Origin of the sequence: Rhizobium sp. IY2 (assembly GCF_047532935.1) — a bacterium.
GTDB lineage: Bacteria > Pseudomonadota > Alphaproteobacteria > Rhizobiales > Rhizobiaceae > Rhizobium > Rhizobium anhuiense.
The window spans coordinates 98544-118429 of record NZ_JBLKNU010000011.1 but is presented as its reverse complement, the minus strand read 5'-3'; the positions used below and the strand labels follow the sequence as shown (position 1 = coordinate 118429).

Annotated in this window: 18 protein-coding genes and 1 tRNA gene; 7 read left to right on the top strand and 12 right to left on the bottom strand. The window is 60.7% G+C overall.

Annotated elements, in window-relative coordinates; genetic code table 11:
• Positions 1-196: 196 nt before the first annotated feature.
• From ACMUVN_RS27030 to ACMUVN_RS27020, 3 genes are all read right to left on the bottom strand, one after another.
• Positions 197-643 carry an RbsD/FucU family protein gene (locus ACMUVN_RS27030; protein WP_048338244.1) on the bottom strand — a complete coding sequence of 149 codons (447 nt, stop codon included), beginning with the start codon at positions 641-643 and terminating at the stop codon, positions 197-199.
• Between the two features lie 9 nt (positions 644-652).
• Positions 653-1672, bottom strand: a complete 1020-nt coding sequence (locus tag ACMUVN_RS27025; protein ID WP_063474858.1) for an aldo/keto reductase — start codon at positions 1670-1672, stop codon at positions 653-655.
• A gap of 94 nt (positions 1673-1766) precedes the next feature.
• Positions 1767-3269, bottom strand: a complete 1503-nt coding sequence (locus ACMUVN_RS27020; RefSeq protein WP_048338246.1) for a UxaA family hydrolase — start codon at positions 3267-3269, stop codon at positions 1767-1769.
• 226 nt (positions 3270-3495) lie between these two features.
• On the opposite strand from ACMUVN_RS27020, the gene ACMUVN_RS27015 reads away from it, so the two are divergent.
• Positions 3496-4395 carry a GntR family transcriptional regulator gene (locus ACMUVN_RS27015; protein WP_047617273.1) on the top strand — a complete coding sequence of 300 codons (900 nt, stop codon included), beginning with the start codon at positions 3496-3498 and terminating at the stop codon, positions 4393-4395.
• 82 nt (positions 4396-4477) lie between these two features.
• Here the strand turns inward: ACMUVN_RS27015 and ACMUVN_RS27010 are convergent, their stop codons facing one another.
• Positions 4478-5155 carry a DJ-1/PfpI family protein gene (locus ACMUVN_RS27010; RefSeq protein ID WP_097622859.1) on the bottom strand — a complete coding sequence of 226 codons (678 nt, stop codon included), beginning with the start codon at positions 5153-5155 and terminating at the stop codon, positions 4478-4480.
• 73 nt (positions 5156-5228) lie between these two features.
• Between ACMUVN_RS27010 and ACMUVN_RS27005 the strand changes: the two genes are divergently transcribed.
• Positions 5229-6194: a GlxA family transcriptional regulator gene (locus tag ACMUVN_RS27005; RefSeq protein WP_097543248.1), complete on the top strand. Its 966-nt coding sequence runs from the start codon at positions 5229-5231 to the stop codon at positions 6192-6194.
• 66 nt (positions 6195-6260) lie between these two features.
• Entirely contained in the window at positions 6261-8258 is a 1998-nt protein-coding gene (locus ACMUVN_RS27000; RefSeq protein ID WP_063474750.1) for an ABC transporter ATP-binding protein/permease, read from the top strand.
• A gap of 22 nt (positions 8259-8280) precedes the next feature.
• Here ACMUVN_RS27000 and ACMUVN_RS26995 read toward each other — a convergent pair whose 3' ends face one another.
• The gene (locus ACMUVN_RS26995) at positions 8281-8742 is read right to left on the bottom strand and encodes a MarR family winged helix-turn-helix transcriptional regulator (RefSeq protein WP_028757469.1); all 462 of its coding nucleotides are present in this window, start codon (positions 8740-8742) and stop codon (positions 8281-8283) included.
• A gap of 127 nt (positions 8743-8869) precedes the next feature.
• On the opposite strand from ACMUVN_RS26995, the gene ACMUVN_RS26990 reads away from it, so the two are divergent.
• Positions 8870-9247, top strand: a complete 378-nt coding sequence (locus tag ACMUVN_RS26990) for a nuclear transport factor 2 family protein (protein ID WP_097622857.1) — start codon at positions 8870-8872, stop codon at positions 9245-9247.
• A gap of 158 nt (positions 9248-9405) precedes the next feature.
• Here the strand turns inward: ACMUVN_RS26990 and ACMUVN_RS26985 are convergent, their stop codons facing one another.
• The 6 genes from ACMUVN_RS26985 to ACMUVN_RS26960 form a co-directional block, all read right to left on the bottom strand.
• The gene (locus ACMUVN_RS26985; protein WP_028757467.1) at positions 9406-10896 is read right to left on the bottom strand and encodes an MDR family MFS transporter; all 1491 of its coding nucleotides are present in this window, start codon (positions 10894-10896) and stop codon (positions 9406-9408) included.
• 1132 nt (positions 10897-12028) lie between these two features.
• On the bottom strand, positions 12029-12352 hold the full coding sequence (locus ACMUVN_RS26980) for an addiction module antidote protein (protein WP_097622856.1): 324 nt from the start codon (positions 12350-12352) through the stop codon (positions 12029-12031).
• Position 12353: 1 nt separating this feature from the next.
• Positions 12354-12719, bottom strand: coding sequence for a type II toxin-antitoxin system RelE/ParE family toxin (locus tag ACMUVN_RS26975; RefSeq protein ID WP_097622855.1), 366 nt, complete (start codon positions 12717-12719; stop codon positions 12354-12356).
• Positions 12716-13189, bottom strand: a complete 474-nt coding sequence (locus tag ACMUVN_RS26970) for a hypothetical protein (RefSeq protein WP_048338252.1) — start codon at positions 13187-13189, stop codon at positions 12716-12718. The genes ACMUVN_RS26975 and ACMUVN_RS26970 overlap by 4 nt, the downstream gene beginning before the upstream one ends.
• A gap of 180 nt (positions 13190-13369) precedes the next feature.
• Positions 13370-13445: transfer RNA gene (locus ACMUVN_RS26965), tRNA-Thr, on the bottom strand.
• Positions 13446-13567: 122 nt separating this feature from the next.
• Complete coding sequence (locus ACMUVN_RS26960; protein ID WP_414815692.1) at positions 13568-14527, bottom strand: NAD(P)H-dependent flavin oxidoreductase; 960 nt, start codon at positions 14525-14527, stop codon at positions 13568-13570.
• 287 nt (positions 14528-14814) lie between these two features.
• Here ACMUVN_RS26960 and ACMUVN_RS26955 point away from each other — a divergent pair, with 287 nt between their 5' ends.
• Complete coding sequence (locus ACMUVN_RS26955; protein ID WP_414815691.1) at positions 14815-16002, top strand: regulator; 1188 nt, start codon at positions 14815-14817, stop codon at positions 16000-16002.
• Positions 16003-16020: 18 nt separating this feature from the next.
• On the opposite strand, the gene ppk2 is transcribed toward ACMUVN_RS26955, so the two are convergent.
• Positions 16021-16902, bottom strand: a complete 882-nt coding sequence (ppk2, locus tag ACMUVN_RS26950) for a polyphosphate kinase 2 (RefSeq protein WP_028756992.1) — start codon at positions 16900-16902, stop codon at positions 16021-16023.
• A 242-nt stretch (positions 16903-17144) separates the two neighbouring features.
• Between ppk2 and phoR the strand changes: the two genes are divergently transcribed.
• Both phoR and ACMUVN_RS26940 read left to right on the top strand, forming a co-directional pair.
• Positions 17145-18368 carry a phosphate regulon sensor histidine kinase PhoR gene (gene phoR, locus ACMUVN_RS26945; RefSeq protein WP_097622853.1) on the top strand — a complete coding sequence of 408 codons (1224 nt, stop codon included), beginning with the start codon at positions 17145-17147 and terminating at the stop codon, positions 18366-18368.
• A 361-nt stretch (positions 18369-18729) separates the two neighbouring features.
• On the top strand, positions 18730-19764 hold the full coding sequence (locus tag ACMUVN_RS26940) for a substrate-binding domain-containing protein (RefSeq protein ID WP_097544945.1): 1035 nt from the start codon (positions 18730-18732) through the stop codon (positions 19762-19764).
• Positions 19765-19886 lie beyond the last annotated feature (122 nt).

Sequence of the window (19886 nt, the reverse complement as noted above, 5' to 3'; positions counted from 1 at the left end):
CTCAGGGTGCGTTCTCCTCCGAATAAATCGGCCGCTGAACGCAGGCGGACGATTTTTATCGATAAAAAACATTTGCAGGGAGAAGCTAGCCGAGGCGCAATCAAATTGCAAGTGCGTCAATCTGGCTTTTTTGCTTTGCTAAACTCCGCCCAAGCAACTGATTTTATTCCAATAGTACGATACCCTAAAATAGGGTTCAGGCCAGATCAACCTCATGCGGATGGACGACACCCTTTTTCAAAATCAGGTTACCGTACAGCCGGAATTCCGTCGTCGCGACGATATAGGTGGCCTTGCGGGCCATCGCGTAGAAGGCAAAGCGCTCCACCGGCACGATGCGGAAATCGCCGGCACGCCTGGACACGATCTGCTGGAACTCGGCGCAGACTTCGGGCATCGCATCGGGATCGCCCACTACTTCCATCCGCCACGCCGTTTCCGGCACGAAAGTATCGAGCGGCATGTGGGTGAGGATCGCCTCGGCCATGTCAGTGGCGCTGACGCCGTCGGCGCGAATGACGGGCGGGCCCATCGAGCCCGAGGGAAAATTGGCGTCCGCTATGACGATGTCGTCACCATGTCCCATCGTCTTCAGCGCATGAAGCAGGTCGGGGCCGAGCAATGGATGAATACCCTTGAGCATAATGTCTCCTCAGACCCGCACCGCTTCGGCGCCGAGCGGCGGCGCGACCAGCGTATAGGGCTCGAATTCCCCGTAGATCTCGTCGGCAAGCCGCGGCTCGACGATCTCCATGTTGCGCGTCAGGCTCGAAGCCTTGGCCGTGCCGATCAGCACCGATGCGACGACCGGATCGCGCAGCGGAAACTGCAGGGCGGGAGCCGCGAGCGGCACCCCATGGCTTTTGGCGATCGCTTCCATGGCGCCGACTTTGGCCAGCACATCGTCGGTTGCCGGCATATAATCGAAATGCGAGCCCGGCACCGGGCCGGTGGCGAGAATGCCGGAATTGAAGACGCCGCCGACGACGAGCGACGTGCCCTTCTGCCGGCAGAGCGGCAGGAGTTCGGCAACGGCCGAACGGTCGAGCAGCGTATAGCGGCCGGCAAGCAGGATGCAGTCGAGATCGGCATGGCGCATGACGTCGAGGCAGACGGGCACTTCGTTGACGCCGAGGCCGAAGGCGGAGATCGCGCCAGACGACTTGAGTTCCTCCAGCGCCTTCACGCCGGAATCGAGAAACTGCTTCTGGTGGACCGCATTCTTCGCCGCACCATGCGTATAGACGCCGATATCGTGCACATAGAGAATGTCGATGCGGTTGAGGCCGAGGCGCGCATAGCTGAATTCGACCGAGCGCATGATGCCGTCATAGGAATAGTCGTAATCGGCATCGAAGGAGAGCGGATCGACATAGCTGTAATCAGGCACGGTGCCGGTCGGCACCGGCCGCAGCAGCCGGCCGACCTTGGTGGAAAGCACGTAGCTGCCATCCGGCTGGTCGCGCAGGAAATCGCCGACACGCCGTTCGGCGAGACCCAGTCCATACCAGGGCGCGACGTCGAAATAGCGGATGCCGCTATCCCAGGCCGCCTGCAGCGTCTCCATCGCCTGCTCGCGCGGGCAGGCACGGTAGAGACCGCCGAGAGCTGCCGCGCCGAAACTGATTTCGGTCACCTCCAGCTTGGTCTTGCCGATCTTTCTCGTCTTCATCATTCCTCCTCGCGAAGAAGCTGAAACTGTCTATCCGGAGCAATCCCGGGAAAAGTGTGAAGCGGTTTTCCAAGGGTTTGCGTAAAACAAAAAGCTAGAGCGTTGCGCCCAGATGCCAGGGCACGAATTCGTTATCGCCGTAGCCGAAGAGCTCGCTCTTGGTCTTCTTGCCCGAAGCCGTATCGACGATAAGGTCGAAGATTTCGCGGCCCTTGCCGCTGATCGTCGCGTCGCCGGTGGCGATGGTGCCGCAATCGATGTCCATGTCCTCTTCCATCGACGCATAGAGCGCCGAATTGCTGGAAAGCTTCAGGGACGGTGCCGGCCGGCAGCCGAAGCAGCTGCCGCGGCCCGTGGTAAAGGCGATCATATTCGCCCCGCCGGCCACCTGGCCGGTCGCCGAGACCGGGTCGTAGCCGGGGGTGTCCATGAAGACGAGCCCGGGGGCCGTGACCCGCTCGGCATAACCATAGACCGCCGTCAGCGGCGAGCGCCCACCCTTGGCAACCGCGCCGAGTGACTTCTCCAGAATGGTGGTCAACCCGCCGCGCTTGTTGCCGGGCGACGGGTTGTTGTCGAGCGAGGCGCCGTGCAGAGCGACATAATCCTCCCACCAGGCGATTTTCTCGTCCAGCTTCTTTGCCACCTCGTCGCTGACGGCGCGGCTGCGCAAAAGGTGCTCCGCACCATAGATTTCCGAAGTCTCCGACAGGATCGCCGTGCCGCCGGCCGCCGCCAGCAGATCGGCTGCGACACCGAGCGCCGGATTGGCGGTGATGCCGGAAAAGCCGTCCGAGCCGCCGCATTGCAGGCCGATGATGATCTCGCTCACCGACATCGGCACGCGCTTTTCCTTGCCGACATCGGCAGCGATCTCGCGCAGCATGCCCATGGCCCGCTCGACCGCGCGGCGGGAACCGCCGGCATCCTGAATGTTGAAATGCCGCTTCGAAGCGCCCGCACCGCTCTGGCCGTACAGCGTCAGCTGGTTGACCTCGCAGCCGAGGCCGATCATCAGCACGCCGCCGAAATTCACATGCCTGGTATAGCCGGCGAGCGTCCGGTGCAGCACGTTCATGCCGTCGCCGGTCGAACTCATGCCGCAGCCCTGGTCATGCACGATCGGCACGAAACCGTCGATGCCCTCATAATGCGGCAAGATCGTCCGGTTCGCCTCGTCGGCGATCGCCCGGCAGACCGTGGTGGAACAGTTCACGCTGGCGATGATGCCGATATAGTTGCGGGTCGCCGCCCGCCCGTCGGCGCGGCGGTAACCCATGAAGGTGCGCGCCTTGTCGTCGGCCGTCGCCGTCTCCGGCGCCGAATTGGCGGTCGCCGCCAGCCGGTCGTTTTCGAAATGCAGGTTGTGGCTGTGCACATGGTCGCCGGCCCTGACCTCTTCAGTGGTGCGGCCGATCGCCTGTCCGTATTTCACCACGGGCGACCCGAGCGGAATATCCGCTATCGCCACCTTGTGGCCGGGGTCGATCTTCTGGCGGGCTTCGATGCCGGCAACCGTCGAACCCGGCGCGATTGCCGCCGTTGCGACCGCGACATTGTCTCCGGCCGAAAGGATGATCCAAGGCAGTTTGTCCAATTTCTTCTCCCTGGGAAACACTCGCTGCATCGGCGAATGCGCATTGATTTTGTTTTTTATCTACAATAAACATTTTCAAGTCAACGGGAATATTGATCCTGTGGACGAGGGAGGCAATGAGCCGCAGGCGACCGGAAATAAGCTAAAGGTCGTTTGAACAAGCCCCGGTCCGCTCTGTCCTGCTGTGAAGCGGGAAGGCGCTCACGAGGGCGGAAAGCGGGGTCTGGTGGCACGGCAGAATACGGTCTTCAAGGAAGCCTACAACAGGTATGCTGCAGCCTTGCGCACGGATACCGCACTGCCCTCGGAGCCGGAGATCGCCGCCCAGCTCGGCGTCAGCCGCTCGACGGCGCGCGCCATCCTGACGCGGCTCAGCGAAGAAGGCATCATCCGCTGGAACAAGCGCCAGAAGATCGTGCTGCGCCAGCCGACGGACCGCGACCTCTTTCCCTCGGAAGAAACCGATTCCCTGCACGACATCATCGAGCGCAGCTTCATGCAGCGCATCCTTGCCGATGATGCAGCACCCGGCATGCAGATCAACGAATTGGAGCTAGCCCGGGAGATCGGCACCGGCACAACAAGCGTGCGCGAATTCCTGATCCGCTTCTCCCGCTTCGGCCTCATCGAGAAACGGCCGAACAGCCACTGGACGCTCAAGGGCTTCACCCGCGAATTCGCCCTCGAACTCGCCGATGTGCGCGAGATGTTCGAGCTGCACTCCGCCGCCGAATTCGGCCGGCTTCCGCGCGACCACCAGGCCTGGATCGATCTCGCCGCCATGCGCGACGAACATCACGCCATGCTTGCCGACATCAACCAGCGTTTCAAGGACTTCTCCGTCCTCGACGAGCGCTTCCACCTGTTGATCCACCGCGCCTCGAAAAACCGCTTCATCGCCGATTTCTACGACGCCATCGCCATCGTTTTCCACTATCACTACCAGTGGAACAAGACCGCCGCCCGCCAGCGCAACGAACGCGCCATCCACGAACATCTGGATTATATCGCAGCCCTGGAATCCGGCGACCAGGCGGCAATCGAAACCGCCTGCCGCGCGCATCTGCACTCCGCCCGCCAGACCCTGCTGCAATCCCTGCCGCAGATTGCCAGTGAAACGGCGTGAGGTGGGGAGAGTTATTCCGGGAAAAGTGCCGCATTGGGTGCCTGCAAAAACCGGCCGGCGTCTTCAGCTGCTCAATTCCCTTTCAAATATCTCCCGGCAATTGCGACAATATTTTCTCGCGCGCGGCGCGCGATGCGGAAAGGCGCTGCCTCGTATCTCCCAGCACTTTTGCTGAGGCTTCCTTCGGCGTGCCGGAAGAAAATGGTGGTGCGGGAGCATATTCCAGAGCGAGCTGGACCGTTTCGGCTTCTGTCTGCCCCAGAAGCTCGCCAATCACGGATAGTCCGAAATCGATGCCCGAGGTGACACCGCCTGCGGTGATCAGGTTGCCATCCTGTACGACTCGCTCCTCGACGGGCGTGGCGCCAAAGCGCGGCAGGAAATCGAGCGCATTCCAGTGGGTCGTCGCGCGTTTTCCCTTGAGCAACCCCGCCGCCCCCAGCACCAGCGCGCCCGTGCAGACAGACGTGACGTAGCGCGCCTTCGCCGCCCGCTCCCGAACAAAAGCGAGCACCATCTCGTCGAGCAACAATGCGTTGATGCCGCTTCCGCCCGGAACGCAGAGAACGTCGAGTGGCGGGCATTCCGCAAAGGTCGTGGTCGGCGTCAAAGACAGCCGGGTAGAGGCCAGAACGGGCCGCAAATCCTTCCAGATCAGATGAACCTCTGTGCCTTCAGCCGAGGCGAAAACCTCGTAAGGGCCGGTGAGGTCGAGTTGCTGAACATCGGGGAAGACGAGGATTCCGAAAGAAAGAGGCATGGGAAACTCCTGATTGACTTTCCCAATCCTAGTGGAGCAATGATTGGCGTGTTTGCCAATCATCCCTCCGTTCATGCCAAATAACCCTCGCCGTATCGAAATCCTGACCTTCCCCGACAGCCAGCTTCTTGATGTGGCAGGCCCTTTGCAGGTCTTTGCAACGGCAAACGATCTGGCTGCGCTTGCTGACAAAGCGAGGCCCTATGAGACTGTCGTGGTGGCGCAATGCGCTCAGGTGAGAACATCGTCGGGTCTCGCCTTGGCAGCCTCCCCGTTGCCGTCGCCGGATGCGCCGCTGGACACGCTCGTCGTGGCGGGAGGCTGGGGTGTCAATGCGGCTTGTGAAAACCGCGATCTGGTGGAATGGGTCAGAGGCCGCTCAAAGGCGGCGCGGCGCACCGCTTCCGTTTGCAGCGGTGCATTTTTGCTGGCGACAGCAGGATTGCTCGACGGACGGCGTGTCGTCACGCACTGGCAGCGTTGCGCTGAATTCACAAAACGCTTTCCGTTGGTGCGCCTCGATCCTGACCCCATTTTTGTTAGTGATGGCGACATGTGGACATCCGCCGGCGTGACAGCGGGCATCGACCTTGCCTTGGCGCTCATCGAGATCGACCTGGGTCGGAAGGCGGCGCTCGCTGTCGGGAGGCAGTTGGTGGTTTTTCTGAAGCGGCCGGGCGGACAGTCGCAATTCAGCACGGCCCTCTCACTGCAGGAAAATGACGGGCGTTTCGACCAACTGCACGCATGGATCATGGAAAACTTGAGCCGCCCATTGCCGCTGGCGGCTCTTGCCGCACGGGTCAACATGAGCTCGCGCAGTTTTTCGCGGCATTATCGGCAGGTAACAGGGCTGACGCCGGCCCGGGCGATCGAAGACATCAGGATCGAAACCGCCCGACGCTTGCTGGATGAAGGCCAGTCTGTTGCCCGGGTCTCCAGGCGTTGTGGCTTCGGATCGGAGGAAACCATGAGAAGGGCCTTCCTGCGCCACTTCGGTACCAGTCCGAAAGCCTACCGCGAGCGTTTTGCCGGGTAGACGCCGGATGCCATCCTCGGTACCGGCATCATGAAACCTTTTGATTTGTAAGCCGTTATCGCTGACATGACCGACGCTAAATTGAAACCGAAATCGGTCGACGGCACCGAGCCGGACGGTGCCGAGAAGTCGCGCCAGGAGAAGGCATCGACTGTCGAAGTCGCGCTGCCGCCAGATGCCATCCAACCCGATCCGGAGCTAACGCCTGAAGAGACCGAGCAGGCGCGCAAGCGCTATTTGCTGAAACGTTTCTGGATCAGCGCGCGCCGTTACTGGAGCCGCGATGGCGACAAGTTCGCTTGGCCCTTCTCGATCGGGCTATTGGCCCTGATCGGCATGAATGTCGGCTTCCAGTACGGAATCAATCTGTGGAACCGCGGGATATTCGACGCCATAGAGCGGCACGATGCGGGCACCGTCTATTTCCTGAGCGCTGTATTCGTGCCGCTCGTGCTTGGAACTGTGGCTATTGTCACTGTACAAGTCGCCGTTCGCATGATGATCCAGCGTCGGTGGCGTTCCTGGCTGACAAGCGCAGTCATCGCGCGCTGGCTCGCAAACGGCCGTTACTATCAGTTGAATCTCATCGGCGGCGACCACAAGAACCCCGAAGCGCGCATTTCCGAGGATTTGCGGATTGCTACCGAAGCACCCGTCGATTTCATCGCCGGTGTCATTTCCGCATTTCTGGCGGCCTCGACCTTCATCGTCGTGCTCTGGACGATCGGCGGGGCTCTCACTCTGCCGATCGCAGGTTGGACCGTCACCATTCCCGGCTTTCTCGTCATCACTGCGGTCCTTTACGCCGCGATCACCTCCAGCTCGATGGCGGTCATCGGCCGCTATTTCGTCCACGTCTCCGAGGCGAAAAATCAAGCAGAAGCCGAGTTTCGCTACACGCTGACGCATGTGCGGGAAAACGGCGAGAGCATCGCCTTGCTCGGCGGCGAAGAGGAGGAGCGTAATGACCTCGATAAGACCTTCGCCAATGTGCTCAGGCAATGGGCGCTCCTTGCCCGCCAGCACATGCGCACGACGCTTGTGTCGCATGGATCCATGCTGATTGCGCCAGTCGTCCCGGTCCTGCTGTGCGCGCCAAAATTTCTCGAAGGCAGCATGACGCTGGGACAGGTCATGCAGGCTGCCTCTGCCTTCGCCATCGTTCAGGGGGCGTTCGGCTGGCTTGTTGATAACTATCCGCGTCTTGCCGATTGGAACGCCTGTGCACGGCGCATCGCCTCGCTGATGATGTCGCTCGACGGGCTGGAGCGCGCCGAACAGAGCGACTCGCTCGGGCGCATCAAGCATGGTGAAACCGAAGGCGAGGCGATGCTCAGCCTCAACGATCTCTCCGTATCGCTTGACGATGGCACCGCCGTGGTCACGGAAACGCGGGTCGAGATCGAGCCCGGCGAACGGGTGCTTGTGGCCGGCGAATCCGGGTCCGGCAAGAGCACGCTGGTGCGGGCGATCTCAGGTCTCTGGCCGTGGGGAAGCGGCAGCGTCAATTTCCACGCCGACAGACGATTGTTCATGCTGCCGCAACGACCCTATATCCCGTCCGGCACGCTTCGCCGTGCCGTCGCCTATCCCGGCGCCGCCGACAGCTGGACGCTGGATAAGATCAAGGCGGCCCTCGACAAGGTCGGGCTCGATTATCTCAACGACAAGATCGAGGAAGAGGCGCCCTGGGACCAGACGCTGTCGGGCGGCGAAAAGCAGCGTCTCGCCTTTGCGCGCCTGCTGCTCCACCATCCCGATATCATCGTGCTGGATGAAGCAACCTCGGCACTCGATGAGAAGAGCCAGGATAAGATGATGCATATGGTGATCGATGAATTGCCCGACGTGACCATCATCAGCGTCGCGCATCGGGCTGAACTGGAGGCCTTCCATAGCCGCAAGATCACGCTCGAGCGGCGCAAGGGCGGCGCAAAGCTTGTCAGCGATATCGATCTCATCCCGCGCAGGCGAAAACCGAACCTGCTTGTACGGGTTTTGAAGAACCCCTCCGTGCTGAAAGAGGGCACGAGTTCGCATAAGGACAGCACAGTCCCAGAATAGAAATTCTCCGCCTGGCCAAAACTCAGCAATCGCCTGACGCCGACTCTGCGCTCGCCATCTGATCCAGATTGTCGATCAGCCGCTTGAGCAGACCGACAAGTTGTCCTGCTTCCGCGTCGGTGAACCCGGCCAATGCCTCTTCATTCCCCTGGAACAAGGCCGCAATCGCCTCCGGCATGCCGTCCCGCGCGGCCTTGGCCAGCACGATGCGGCTGCTGCGACCATCAGCCGGGTCGCGTGTCCGCTCGATCAAGCCATCCCGCTCCATGCGGGCGAGCATCTGCGCCATCGGCGGTTGCTCGACCCTGGCAAAGCGCGCGAGGTCGCGCTGTGTGCTTGCCTTGCCATCTTGCAGCGCCACCAGCACCGGCAATTGGCCGACACCGAAGCCGAGCGGTTTGAGGCGTGTTTCGCTCAAGCGCGCAAATCCGCGCGCCGCAAGACTGATGAGATGCCCCGGCGTCGAAAGCACGTCTTCATCCATTCCGCTTGACCTCTTGCCTGCGCTTGACCATAAGATATATACGTACATATGTATATTGATGCGCGGCATTCGACAATACCGTTTGATGCCGCCGAGCTGATCTTTCAATCTCCATTGAGGAAACGACATGTCCAACAATGACGTCGAAATGCTCAAGCGCGTCTATGCCGGCTTCAACGCCAGGGACATCGACGCTGTGCTGGCCGTCCTTTCCGACGATGTCGCCTGGGCCAACGGCATGGATGGCGGCCATGTTCATGGCCGTGAGGCCGTGCGCGACTATTGGACACGCCAATGGGCTGTCATCAGCCCACAGGTCGAGCCGGTCGCCTTTGCGGAAACGGACGATGGCACTGTGGCGGTCGAGGTAATCCAGTCGGTCTTTGACCTCGACGGCCGGCCGCTGGAAGGGCAAAGCCACGGCCTGAAGGACAAGACCGTCACGCATATCTTCCGCATCGAAGCTGATAAGATTATTCGCTTCGATATCCGGGATGCCCTGTAAGCCTGCACGAACTATGCCGGGGGTGACCGCTCCGGGCGCGTTGCCGCCGACATGTCCGGAAAATCACCTCTGCATTTCGAGACAATCTCGTCGACAACGAGATTCAGGAGACGTGCCAAGCGGTTTGCCCGGAGCCCTTCCGTGAATAACTGAACCGCCTAATGAGAAGCCGCCTCGCTTGCGACGGCCGCCCCCTCGCGCTTCCGGCCGGGCCCGACCGGGATCAGCCAGGTGGTGAAGAAGGTCAGCACCGCGACGACGACCACGCCCCAGAAGCTCCAGTGTAGCGCCGCATTGAAGACGGCGCGGATGGCCGGATCGGCGGCGAGCGCCGAAAGCCCGGTCGGCTGGTTCAGCGCCTCATGCAGGCCCGCCGCCGCCTCGCCGCTCGCATAGTGATTGATGCCGGCATTGAGGATGGCGCCGAGCACGGTGGCGCCGAGCGTATTGCCGAGGCTGCGGGCAAAGATGATCGAGGCGGTGGCGCTGCCGCGCATCGACCATTCGACGCTGTCCTGCACCAGCACGATGCTGGTGAGGCTGATGAGACCCATGCCGAAGCCCATGAAGAAGGAGCCGGCGCCGGCAATAACAGGCGAACTCTCCGGTGTCAGGAACAGAAGAAAACAGGCGCCGAACGGAAACAGCAGGCTGCCGACACGCAAGGTGCGGCGGATGCCGAAGGCCTTGTAGAAGCGGCTGGAGAGCATCACCGACAGGGGCCAGCCGACAACCAGCATGGTGAGTGTGAAGCCTGCAACGATCGGCGAGCGGCCGAGGACGCCCTGCACATAGATCGGCAGGATGGTCGAAAGCCCGATCAGCGCCATGCCGGCCAGCAGCGTCGCCGCATTGCTGGTTGCGATCAGCCTTCGGCTCCAGAGCGGGATCGAAATGATCGGCTCCGGCGCCCGCTTCTCCTGGGCGAGAAAGAGAAGGCCCGTGACCACGAAGACGGAAAAAAGCGAAATCAGAATCCAGGCGCTGGCATCGGTTTCCGTCAGCATGACGAGCAGTGCGACAATCGATATCGAAAACAGCACCGATCCGAGGTAGTCGATCTTTGCCTGCTTGTGCGCCACGTCCTCCTTCAGGAAGATCATGAAGGCGATGATCGAGATGATGCCGATCGGCAGGTTGATCCAGAAGATCCAGGCCCAGGAGATGTTGTCGACGATAATGCCGCCGGCCAGCGGCCCGACGACGGCCGAGGTCGCCCAGACGGTCGCCATCGCGCCCTGCACGCGGCCGCGTTCCTCGAGCTTGAAGAGATCGCCGATGATCGTCATCGTCACCGGTTGGATGGCGCCGGCGCCGAGCCCCTGCAGCAGCCGGAACAGCACCAGCGACATCATCGACCAGGCAAGCCCGCAGAGCAGCGAGCCGACGAGGAAGATCAGGATGCCGCCGATCAGCACCGGCTTGCGCCCGAAAATGTCGGAAAGCTTGCCGTAGATGACGGTCGTCGTCGACTGCGCCAGCAGGAAGGCCGAAAACACCCAGCTGTAATAGGAAAAACCGCCCAACTGCCCGACGATGCGCGGCATCGCCGTCGCCACGATCGTCGCCTCGATCGCCACCATGAAGGTCGCGAGCATGATGGTGGCGACGATTAGCACGCGGTTCGAGCGTTGCGCTGCATTCGACATGACGATCCTCTTCGGGTGCTCCGCATGGCCGGGAATGTCGGCGGGCTGGCTGGGTGTGGGGCGATGTGCCAAGTGCGGAGTGATGGGTAGTTTTACGTCCGCAAGTGCGAGTCGTAAAGCCGTTCCCGCGGCAGCTGTTATTTTCGTCCGATGCGGGAGCGGCCGAAGCGAAGGCCGGTGCCACTTCGCCTGGAGCCTTCATTCCGTCAGGTAGCCAGGCGGCAATCGGCCCTATCTTCATTGCGGGCAGGCCTCGCCGGCCGTCCCGCTCTCCGCGGAACCGGCGGTGCAACCCGGCGTCGGCTGCAGATTCGGATTGACCCACCGGGATTGATCGTGCTCCGGCTGCCATTGAGCTCGACCCCGATGGTGGCAGTCACTGAAATTCGGATAGATTCACGCAAGGATTGTTTTCTTCACGGTGACTGCTATCGTTGCCTTCGGTTGCTGAGGGTCCTCGTCTTTGTTGTTGCATCGATTATTGTTTGTTTGTTTTGCTCTGCTGTTTGTAACTCCCGTCCCTACCGTCGCAGAAGACCGCCGGTCCTTTGGCATCAACGAGCCGTTGCCCGGCGAGGACCCGACATGCAGCGACGCAAATCGCGCGTTTGAAAACACTTACAACTCCGGCAGATATTCAAGTCGGATCTACCTGGCGGATGGCAGTCTGTTCGCAGAATTTCGATACAACGGAAAAACGCAGTATCAGCGAGAAGAAGAGGGGGGAATATGGTCTTTGTCTACTCGGTTCCCGAGCAAAACGGTAACAGACGTGGGACCAGTCCTCGCCGATTGCAGGCTCATTTCATATGAAGAGAATGACAATGCTAACGTGAGAGTATTCTCCGCCAGGTGGCATCGCGGTCGTTATCACGCCTCGATCAAGATATGGCTGTCGACAACAGATCGCCTGGTACTAAAGACCGAGCGGCGTTTTGACCCTGGCGCTACGCCTTTTCCCACTCAAACGGTCGTGGACGTTTTTGAAACCGATCGAGACAAAGTTTTAGTTCCGAGCGGTTTCCTCGTCGACCATCCGTGGATTCGATGAACTTTGGTAAAGATGGTGAAAGCTGGAAACTTGTTTAAGGCCAAATTATCCGCAGCCTCCGAATTGCTCGGACCGTAGCTGCTAAGCAGATCGGCGCTCGTCCTCGCGCGTATCGGAATCATCCACACGCGTCGCTCTGAGCTTATATCCGAGAGCTGCGGCTACACCGATGAGCGTTGAAAGCTTCGGGTCGCCTTTTTCACTGAGGGATTTGTAGAGAGCCTCGCGGGTAACGCCGGCATCCCGGGCGACTTGTGACATGCCACGCGCTTTCGCAACAACGCCCAATGCGTGTGCAATATAACCTGCATCACCGCTTTCAAACGCATCTTCAATGAGATGGGTCTGCGATTCTTCGGTGTCCAGAAACTCGGTTGCGTCAAAAGGGATGATTTCGATTGCCATCTCAGATCTCCTTGGACATTTCGATTGCTCGCTTGATGTCCCGCTCCTGACTACCCTTGTCGCCCCCGCACAGGAGAATAACGACAATGTTGCCCTGCATTGCAAAATACAAGCGATACCCTGGACCGTAGTCGAGCCTCAATTCTCCGATGCCATCGAAGAATTTGTGGTCTCCCAAATTGCCAGCCTCCGCACGAACGATGCGCGTGACAATTCGGTCTCTTGCATTCCGATCCTTCAGCTTGCGCAGCCATTTCTGGAATTCGACTGTCTGGAGAACCGTGTATTTCTGTGAACTATAATTAACATCCTCCTGGGAGTAGTCAACTTTTTGTTGACCGGAGTGCTGAGACGGCCCTCCCGTCATTCATCATCCATCAAATGAAACTCCCGCGCCGCCTGAGGGCAGAGAAGGCTGAACTGCTCGATCAGCGGCGGCATCCCCGAAGCGCACGATACGTCTGAATTCTCTGGTAGTGGGAAAGTGACACTCTGCGGTTCTCCTGCAGAAGGTTCGAAGGAGAGGGTGCCTTCGCTGCAATTGGCGGTGGAATGGAAAGTGTCTTTCCCACTCTCTTTTGTGTACATCGCCACGCACTGCTTTACGGTCAGCTTGCCGCCATGTGCTCTTGTCTCATGTCCCGGGTCTCGCTTGCAATATTCCTGGAAGTCGGCCCGAGTGAGCTTGCCTTCCATCACTGCTGTGCTTGAATCGATGCCGGTCCTGCTGATCAGCGTTCCGTTCCATCCAGCACATGAGGCGAGAGGGAAGTCTGCTGCCTGCGCAGCGGACAAGCCAAATGTGAAAAGCGCGACGCTTAAAAGCGATGTCCTCATGGATACTCCTAATCGCCAGCCTGCTCTCGTTCGATCGATATCGGTCGCGTATATTTAGATGAATGGCAGCCCAGCCGCCATGAGTGAAGAGGCTCTAATTGCTGAAATTTTGCCTGCCGAGCGGCCAAAAAGGCAGCTAAAGGTAGACGCAGGATTTTGAGAGAGGCTTATAAGGAAAGCTGGTGCCGCTTGCAGGACTCGAACCTGCGACCCCATCATTACGAATGATGTGCTCTACCACCTGAGCTAAAGCGGCATTTCACGGCCGAAGCATGCGGCCCGCGATTTGCATGGCGCTGATACAGCCATTGTCGGAAGATTTCAAGCGCCCTGTCATGGCTTTGGCAAAAAAGAGGGGAGGGGCCGAGAAGGCGCGGTTCAGAGCGCCAGCCGGGCGCGCGCCGCCTTGTATTCGGCCTCCAGCCGGTCGACGAGGTTTGCCACCGGCTCGACGGCCTTGATGGCGCTGATGCCCTGGCCGCTGCCCCAGATGTCCTTCCAGGCCTTGGCGCCGCCGGTCGCCTGCTCGAAATCCATCTTCGAGGGATCGGCCAGCGGCAGGTTGTCGGGGTCCATGCCGGCCGCCACGATCGAGGGCTTGAGATAGTTGCCGTGTATACCGGTGAAATAGTTGGAATAGACGATATCCCCAGCGGCGCCTTCGACGATCGCCTGCTTGTAGGCGTCCACGGCGCGCGCCTCTTGCGTGGCGATGAAGGGCGAGCCGATATAGGCCATGTCGGCGCCCATCGCCTCTGCGGCGAGGATGGCGCCGCCGGTGGAAATCGCGCCGGCGAGCAGCAGCGGCCCGTCGAACCATTCGCGGATTTCCTGGATCAGCGCAAAGGGCGACAGCGTGCCGGCATGGCCCCCGGCGCCGGCCGCAACCGCGATCAAGCCGTCGGCCCCCTTGCGGATCGCCGAATGGGCGTGGCGGTTGTTGATGATGTCGTGCAGCACGATGCCGCCATAGGAATGCACGGCGGCGTTGACCTCAGGCACGGCGCCGAGCGAGGAGATGACGATCGGCACCTTGTATTTGACGCAGAGCGAGAGGTCATGCTCCAGCCGCTTGTTCGACATGTGGACGATCTGGTTGACGGCAAAGGGGGCTGCCGGCCGCTCGGGATGGGCGGCGTCGTGGCGGGCAAGCTCCTCGGTGATCTCGGCCAGCCATTCGTCGAGCTGGCTTTCCGGCCGGGCGTTCAGCGCCGGAAAGGCGCCGACGACGCCCGCCTTGCATTGCGCCAGCGTCAGCGCCGGATGCGAGATGATGAACAGCGGCGAGCCGATGACCGGCAGTCTCAGTTTATCCCTCAGGATCGCGGGCAGGGCCATGGTTCATCACTTCCATTGACGTTTACGAAAACGTCAATCTCATAACAGAGATGAAAAGGCGATAAAAGAGCGGCTGCCATGCCTTCGTCGATTTCACCCCGAATATATAGGTCTGAGAAGGCTGATAGAATAAGGTCCGCACGTGCTGAAAGCTGCCGATTATCCCCGCCGATCAACCGCGGCCAGGCCTGCAAGGCTTGCGGTTTGCCGCACTTGACGCTACCGAATTTTGAGAGAGAACGGCGGGGATTGCAGTCCGATGCCGAGTTCATGGTGAAGGACTGGATGTGAGCGGATTAGAAACGGCCATCAGAACAGCGCTCGAAAACTCCGATCGCGACAATCCGGAGGTTCGAGCGAGGATCTACCAGTCGGCCCGCCAGGCGCTCGAAGCCGGTCTGCGCAAGCAGGATATCACCGACACCGAGGTTGTTGCCCATCATCGCCATCGCCTGGAAAGCACCATCCACGCCATCGAAAGCGAGGAGCGTGACCGCCTTCACCCCCGCCAGAGGCCGCCTGAGGTGCCCGTGCCGCCGGTCGTGGAAATGCCGGCACCTCCAGTCCACCGCGACGAGGTGGATGATATCGACAGTCCCGCCGTGTCGGGCGAGACCCGCGCCCCCGAAGTGAGCTTCGGCCGCCGCGATGAAGCGAGCCTCGACGACGTGCATGCCGGCAGTGGCGATCATCTGGCCGCCGCGCCGGTCGGCGAGGAGCGCCTTGCCCGCGGCCAGCGCGCCACCAACATGGATTTCCGCCCGGAGCGGGCGGCCGGCCGCCGCAAGCCGCGCAAATTCTTTTCGCGGCTGCTCGTCTGGTGCGTGCTGCTGGCCTTTATCGGCATCGGCGCCTGGTGGGCGCACACGTCGGGCCTGCTGTTGACCGCAGCCGAGCGCGACACCAGCGTTGCCAATCCGCCGGCAAGCACCCAGCCCGAGGATTTCACCGGCAATGACGACAGCGCCGGCAATACGGCCTCTCCCACCGACCAGCCGGTGACCATCGATCCGCAGAACAGTTTTTCGGCCGATTGGATCCCGCTGTTCAAGCCCGAGGACGCCGACAAGATCCAGAGCGGTCCAAAAGCGCGCACCGAAAAGATCACCGAGAACGACGGCCCCGCCATCCGCCTGATTTCCGAGAGCGGTGCAGCCGATGGCAATATCTCGATCAGCGTGCCGTCATCGGTGCTGCAGCAGCTTGCCGGCAAATCCTCGACGATCGCGCTGACGCTGCAATCGACCACCGACGAGCCGACCCAGGTCACCGTCGAATGCAATTTCCAGTCGCTCGGCAATTGCGCCCGCCATCGCTTCAACGTCACCCGGGAAAAGTCGGATGCGCTGCTGCAGGTGAAGTTCGACCGCTCGCTGGCGCCGAATGCGCCGGGCACGCTGACGATCAACAGCGATCTCGACGACAAGGCGCGCGGCATCAACCTCTTTGCCATCCGCATCCTGCCGGGGCAGTGAAGCCTATTTCGGAAAGCCTTATTTCAGAAACCCGGACCCCGAGCCGATGATCTCTTCGTCGACCGTGCCGAGCGCCTTTTTATCCTTGCCGTCATAATCCATCGCGTTCAGCATGTGGCGGATCAGTTCGAGGCGGGCGCGCCGCTTGTCGTTGGCGCGGATCACCGTCCAGGGCGCAAAATCCGTATGGGTTTCCTTCAGCATCCGGTTGCGCTTATCGCTGTAATCGCCCCATTTGGTCAGCGCCGCGATGTCCATCGACGACAGTTTCCAGACTTTCAGCGGATCATGGCGGCGGTCGTGGAAGCGCTTGAGCTGCATCTCGCGGCCGATATCGAGATAAAATTTGAAGAAGAAGATGCCCTCATGGGCGATGATCTTTTCGAGCTGCGGCGTCTGCTTGAGAAAATCCTCATATTGCTGCGGCGTGCAGAAACCCATGACTGGCTCGACGCCGGCCCGGTTGTACCAGGAGCGGTCGAACAGCACGAATTCGCCAGCCGTCGGAAACTGTGCGACATAACGCTGGAAATACCATTGCCCCTGCTCGCGCTCGGTGGGCTTGGTCAGCGCCACGACGCGCGCAAGGCGCGGATTCATATGCGCCGAAGAGGCCGAGATCGCACCGCCCTTGCCGGCAGCATCGCGTCCCTCGAACAGCGCCATCACCCGCTTGCCGGTCGCCTGCAGCCAGAACTGCACCTTGACCAGTTCGATCTGCAGCTTTTCCAGCTGCTCCAGATAGTCCTCTTCCTTGAGCTTCTTCTTGTAGGGAAAATCGCCGGATTCCAGTGCGTTTTCCTCCACCCAGTCCGGCAGGACGGGATCGTCGACATCGAAGATGCGTTTCTTTCCGCGGATCTCCAGCTCGACGGCCCTGTTTTCGACGTCCTCGTCCATATGCTCCTCCTTAGCCTGATTGTTCTCTTCCCGCAGGCGAACATAGTTGCCGTTGAAAATCAAATCTTTCGCGGATGGCCGGCACTTTTTCGTCGGTTTCGGTGGCGGCCTTTCGCTTCGGGGCGGCAGCCCGAAAACTTCTGTCATGAATTGCCGCTATCAGGCAGAGTTCCAATATAAAGAAAAACGAATCGACGCCGCGAGGGCACTTGCCAGACGAAACTCCATGGAGAAAAAGCCTGTTGGCGCGCATAAGGCGCGAACGGCCGGTGCTGCTTGCGGCGATCCTCAGCGCGCTGATCGCGCTTGCCGCCGGCATGAACAAGTGGGTGGTGCTTGTCCTTCTGCTGGTGATGATCCTCACCGCGCTTTTCAACGAGGCGCCCATCATCCAGGCCGAACCCGCCCCGCCGGTGGAGATGAAGCCGGAGCTGCCGCCAAGCCGCCTGCCGGAGGTTTCCGCCACGCTCTCCGGCCTCGATTTCCCCGTCATGCTGCTGTCGGACGATGCCTCGGTGCTCTTCCAGAACCGCGCCGCCGAAAAGGCCTTCGGCGAGGTGGCGCTCGGGGCCCATATATCGGCCCGCCTGCGCTCGCCCGGCGTGCTCGACATGGTGCGTGAGACGATCGCCACCAACGCGCCGAACCAGATCGAGCATTCCGAGCGGCTGCCCTCCGAGCGCGTCTATGTCGTCCGCAGCGCGCCCATTGAATTCGCGGCCGGGGACGGGCCGCATGAGCGCTATTTCATCCTCTCCTTCCGCGATATTTCCGAGGTCCGCCGCATCGACCGCATGCGCTCGGATTTCGTCGCCAATGCCAGCCATGAGCTGCGCACGCCGCTTGCCTCGCTGCGCGGCTTCATCGAGACCATCCAGGGGCCGGCGAAGAACGATCTGAAGGCGCAGGCGCGCTTCCTCAACATCATGCTCGACCAGGCGACGCGGATGAGCAGGCTGGTCGACGACCTGCTGTCGCTCTCCCGCCTGGAGCTGAAATCGCACATCGCGCCGGACGAGAAGATCGACCTGGTGCCGCTGCTCGGCCATGTCAGGGATTCCCTGGCGCCACTGGCAAGGGATGTCGGCGTCGACATCAACCTGCATCTGCCCGAGGGCAAGGTCGAGGTGCTGGGAGACCGCGACGAGCTTGTCCAAGTCTTCGAGAACCTGATGGAAAACGCCTGCAAATACGGCCAGGAGGGCGAGATCGTCGACGTCTGGTTGAAGAATGGCACCGGCCAGCCGGTCGAGGTCAGTATCGTCGACAAGGGTCCGGGCATTCCGGCCGAGCATGTGCCGCGCCTGACCGAGCGCTTCTATCGCGTCAGCATCGAGGATAGCCGCTCGAAGAAGGGCACCGGCCTCGGCCTGGCCATCGTCAAACACATCCTCACCCGCCACCGCGCACGGCTGATCGTCAAATCCGAAGTCGGCAAGGGCACCGATTTCACCGTGCGGTTTTGATAAGGCATGTCCCCTCGCCACGTTTACGGGGAGAGGGTTAGGGTGAGGGGCAAATCACACGGAACAACCTTAGTGAAAGGATGTAGTGCGGAAAGCCGCCGTCTCCCCTTCAGGATATGAAGCCGATTTCTACAACGTAAGGTGGATTGGTCGCCGGACTTTGCCGTTCGCCGACACGGTCGATCGGTGTCTTCAAAATTTTCCCTTATAAAACAGCAGCTTAATCTGTCACAAATGTTTCATCGCTTTGACATAAAAGGACGGTGCTTAAACCGCTAAGAGAGTCTCGCCGATGAAAAAAGGCACTGCGAGGGCCTCTCTACAGGCCGCACTCACACAAGCCCAATGCCGGGAGATTTACATGAACACCTTCAAGCTCACCGTTGCCGCGCTCGCTGCAACTGCTGCTTTCGCTGGCGCTGCCGTCGCCCGCGACCAGATTCAGGTTGCTGGTTCGTCCACCGTCCTGCCTTACGCAAAGATCGTTGCCGAGTCCTTCGGCGAAACCTTCACCAACTTCAAGACGCCGGTCGTTGAATCCGGCGGCACGGGCGCTGGCCTGAAGGAATTTTGCAAGGGCGTTGGCGAAGACACCATCGACATTGCAAACGCCTCGCGTCCGATCAACAAGAACGAAGCCGAAGCCTGCAAGGCTGCCGGCGTGACGGATATCCAGGAAGTCAAGATCGGCTACGACGGCATCGTCTTCGCAACCGACGCTTCCAACCCTGACGTCGCCTACGTTCCTGCCGACATCTACAAGGCCCTCGCAGCCCAGGTCGTCGTCGACGGCAAGCTCGTCGCCAACCCCTATAAGAAGTGGTCGGAAGTCAACCCGAAGCTTCCCGCTGTTGATATCGCTGCCTATATCCCGGGCGAAAAGCACGGCACGCGCGAAGTCTTCGAACAGAACGTTCTCGCCGCCGGCTGCAAGGCCTCTGGCGCAATCGACGTCATCGCCAAGGAAATCTCCGATAAGGCTGCCCAGGGCAAGGCCTGCGTCGCAGTCCGCAAGGACGGCGTTGCTGTCGACATCGACGGTGACTATCCGGAAACCCTGGCACGCATCGCCGCCAACAAGACCGGCGTCGGCGTATTCGGCCTTTCCTTCTATGAAAACAACGCCGACAAGCTCAAGGTTGCCAGCGTAAACGGCATCGTTCCCTCGACGGAAACGATCGCTAACGGCACCTACCCGGTTTCCCGCCCGCTGTTCTTCTACGTCAAGAAGGCACATCTCGGCGCCGTTCCGGGCCTGAAGGAATACGTCAACTTCTTCGTATCCGACCAGATGATCGGCCCTGACGGCCCGCTCGTCGAATACGGCCTGGTTGCCGCTCCGGATGCCGAGCGCGAAGCGATCCGCAAGGACGTCGAAGCCGGCAAGTCCATGTAATCACTTTGCCGGCGCGGTGACTTCAAACCCGCGCCGGCATTGCCTTATCCCTCGCGCCGGTATTTCCGGGCCGCAGGGTTGAATTCATTCCGCATGATTGGAAGCTGAAGGCAGGCTGTGAA